Raw genomic sequence first — 4,018 nt, forward strand, 5'->3', positions numbered from 1 at the left:
GGCCGCGGTCTTGGTGCTGATGGGGATCCTCGCCGGGACCGTCGGCGGGTCCTACGACGACGACTTCACCATCCCTGGCGCCTCGTCCCAGAAAGCGCTCGATCAGCTCTCGATGACGTTCCCGCAGGCTGCCATGACCTCGGCGACCTTCGTCGTGATCGCGCCTGATGGTATGGCAATAACCGACGCAGCCATCAAGGACGAGCTGGAATCGGCTTCCTCCCAGCTCGAGAAGGTCTCGTTCGTCGATCAGGTGCAACTGCCCTACAACGAGTACGTCGACGGGCTGATCTCCGACGATGGTTCCACCGGCCTGGTGAGCGTGCTCATCCAGGCCGAGACCGTCGGTGACATCACCGACGAGATGCGCGCCCAGCTCGTCGACGTAGGCGCCCAGCTTCAGGATGCGTTGCCTACCGGGAGCGAAGTGCACGTTGGCGGCGACGCCTTCGCCATCTCCATTCCGAGCGTCTCCATCGTTGTGGCGTTCGGCTTGGTCGTCGCCATCATCGTGCTGCTGCTCACCCTCGGTTCGGTGTGGGCCGCGATGATGCCCGTCATCAGCGCGCTGGTGGGCGCAGGCATCTCCATCCTCCTGATCCAGGCGTCCTCGGGGATCTTCGCCGTCAGCTCGACCGTGCTCCTGCTCGCCCTCATGCTCTCTCTGGCCGTCGGCATCGACTATTCCCTCTTCATCGTCTCCCGCCACCGCGATCAGCTTGCGAAGGGCGCCGATCCGGAGGAGTCCGCGGCGCGCGCCGTTGCGACAGCCGGGTCCGCCGTCGTGTTCGCCGGGACGACCGTCGTCATCGCACTCATCGGCCTGGGCATTGCCGGTCTGCCGTTCCTCACCGTCATGGGCGTCTTCGCCGCGATCTCCGTGGCCACGGAGGTTGCCCTCGCGCTGACGCTTTTGCCGGCCATGCTCGGTTTCGCCGGCGAGCGCTTGCGGCCCAAACGAGCCTCGGACCGGACTGCCCGATTCCATCCCGCACGCTGGTGGGTCGGCGTCGTCACCAAGGTGCCCGCCCTCACTGTGGCTGGCGTAGTCGTCGGCCTCGGCCTGCTCGCGATTCCCGCGACTCATCTCCACCTGGCGCTGCCGAACTCTGGCAACAACCCACCGACAGCACCCGACCGTATCACCTACGACCTCATCAGTGAGCGGTTCGGCCCCGGCTACAACGGCCCGCTCGTCATCACCGGCTCCATCGTCGAGTCCGACGATCCGCTCGGCGTGATCGACGGCATCAAGACCGACGTCGAGGGCATCGAGGGTGTCAAACTCGTCCAGATGGCAGTCCCCAACGAGAGCATCGACACGATGCTCATCAACGTCATTCCCACGACGGCACCCGACGATGTCGCCACCGAAGGCCTGGTCGAACGCCTCCGCGCCCTGGCGCCGACGTGGGCAGACGAGTATGGCGTCAAGACCTACGTCACCGGATTCACAGCAGTCGGCATTGACGTGTCCACCCAGCTTGGCCGCGCCCTGCTCCCGTTCGGCATCTTCGTGGTCGGCCTGTCCTTGGTGCTCCTCACCATGGTGTTTAGGTCGGTGTGGGTCCCCATCAAGGCCGCACTCGGCTACGTCCTCAGCGTCTGTGCTGCCTTCGGCATCGTGACCCTCGTCTTCAACGACGGCATCGGTCGCCAGCTCGTCAACTTGCACGATCCGCAACCGGTCATCTCGTTCCTGCCCATCATCCTGATGGGCATCCTCTTTGGCCTCGCCATGGACTACGAGGTCTTCCTCACCACGCGCATGCGCGAGGAATACGTGCACGGGAACCACGCCGACCCGGTCGAAGAAGGCTTCCTGCACTCCTCCAAGGTCGTCGTCGCAGCGGCGCTCATCATGATCTCCGTCTTCGGGTTCTTCATCCCCGAGGGCGACGTCAGCATCAAGCCCATCGCCCTCGGGCTGGCGGTGGGCGTCGCCATCGACGCCTTCGTTGTCCGGATGACCCTCGGCCCGGCGGCAATGAAGCTCCTCGGGAACCGAGCCTGGAACCTTCCGCCGTGGCTCGAGCGGCGGCTGCCCGTCCTCGACGCTGAAGGCGAAGCGATCACGCACGAGCTGTCCCTGGCCGATTGGCCGACCCCCGGAGCCACCCAGGTGATCTATGGCGAGAATCTCGGCCTAGTGACCGACTCCGGCGCCACGCTGTTCTCCGGGGTGGACGTCGACGTGAAGCCCGGACACTCCCTCGTCATCACCGGTGAAGCGCCCGAACGTCGTGGCCTGCTGCTCGCCCTGACGGGTCGTCTCAGCCTGACCAGCGGCGACCTGAAGGTCCTCGGCATGGTCCAGCCCCAAGAGGCCGGACGTCTCCGCCGCCGCTCGACCTTCGTCGACGGAGGCGACCCCGACGCTGCCCGCGCCCTGACCGACCCTCTCGGCGACCTCGTCGTCGTGGACAACGCCGACCGGCTCACGGCACGTGCTCGCGACGCCCTGCGTGCCCTCACCCGTTCAGCCGCCGACGGCGATCCCGTCCCGACCGTCGTCCTCGGCGCCACCAGTGCCGAGACGGTCGCCGACCTGCTGCCCCATCGCGCATCCGACGAGGCTGCGCTCACGCTCGGAGGAATCTCATGAAGCCCCTGGTACCCAATCGCCCATCGTGGGTGACTGTGCTGGTCCTCCTACTCGTCCCCACCCTGCTGGCCGGAGGGTTCTTGTGGGGCACGTGGCGGAGCGATAAACGCCTCCGCGAGGTGCAGGCGGCGGTCGTCAACAACGACGAGATGGTCACTATCGATGGCCAGGCCATGCCCTTGGGCAGACAACTGGCCGCAGAGATTGTCGACACCCAACGCTCCCAGAATCTGACGTGGGTGCTCGCCGACGCGGACAAGGCCGACACGGGCCTCAAAGACGGCACGTATGCGGCCGTGGTGACCATCCCGAAGAACTTCTCCGCTGCGGCGACTTCGTTCGCCAAGCCCGTCGACGAGGCTGAGCAGGCGACGATCCAGGTGGAGACATCGAAGATCGTTGGGATCAGCGAGACCGCGCTGGGGCAGTCCATTACCTATGCCGCGGTCAACTCACTCAACGAGTTCCTGACCCAGGAGTACCTCAAGAACGTCTACCTGGCGTTCAACGACCAAGCTGTCGACATGCTGGATCTCGTCGACGGAACACAGGAGCTCGCCGACGGGGCCGGCCAGCTCGCGGACGGCACCTCTGCGTCAGCTGACGGAGCCCGTCAGCTCGCCGACGGCCTGCACCAGGCGTCCGACGGCAGCGGCCCACTCCGCTCGGGTGCTGCCGCCTCCGCGTCGGGTGCTGCCGACCTCTCTGCTGGTGCGTCGGCCCTGGCCGATGGGGCTGTTTCGTGGGTCAGCGGCGCACAGACCTACGCCACTGGCGTCGATACCTTCGCCGAAGGCCTGGACACCTACGCCGACGGAGCACAGCAGTTTGCCGGTGGCGCGCACATCTACGCCGACGGCGTCGGCCACTACGCAGACGGCATCAACTCCAGCCTGACTCCCGTCCTCCACGCCATCGAGGTCCTTCCCGAGTGGGGTGACTGGACAGCCGGGATCGGATCCGTCATCGGCGACTCCCCCGACATTCCTGCACTGGTCGGGCAAGCCGGCCTGGCCGTTGACGGCGTGCGAACCTTCATCCAGACCGTCCAGAGCATCCAGCCAGCCGCCCACGCCACAGCGACCGCCGTGCAGACGGCTGCCGTGCAGTCCGGGACCTTCGGAGCCTCCGACGTCAACCCGGCGGCGACCTGCCCCGCACCCTACGACGCCGATCCGGCCCTGTGTCAGGCGTACAAGGCGGGCGCTTCGGACGCCGGCGACGCCATCAGCGGGACCCTCACCACGGAGGTTGTCACCGCAGCGATGACAGTCGACGGCACCCTCACCGCACTCAACGCAGGCGCTCCCGAGCTTGTCGGCATGCTCGACGTGCTCACCGCGAACCTCGATCAGCTTGCCGCCTGGGCCCCGCAGTTGCAGGAGGCCTACGACATCCTCAGCGCGGAGATGC

2 protein-coding genes are annotated in these 4,018 nt (G+C 66.6%); both read left to right on the forward strand.

Translation table 11 applies throughout. The annotated features are described in order from the left end of the window. Positions 1-2,605 (forward strand): MMPL family transporter (locus tag ACK5KK_RS10335; protein WP_416890003.1); only part of this gene is annotated, 2,605 nt, incomplete at its 5' end. Beyond that, the coding region (locus ACK5KK_RS10340) for a YhgE/Pip domain-containing protein (RefSeq protein WP_416890004.1) at positions 2,602-4,018 on the forward strand (1,417 nt) is incomplete at its 3' end. The genes ACK5KK_RS10335 and ACK5KK_RS10340, both read left to right, overlap by 4 nt.

It is taken from the genome of Microbacterium sp. (assembly GCF_047972865.1).
In the GTDB taxonomy this organism is placed as follows: Bacteria; Actinomycetota; Actinomycetes; order Actinomycetales; family Microbacteriaceae; genus Microbacterium.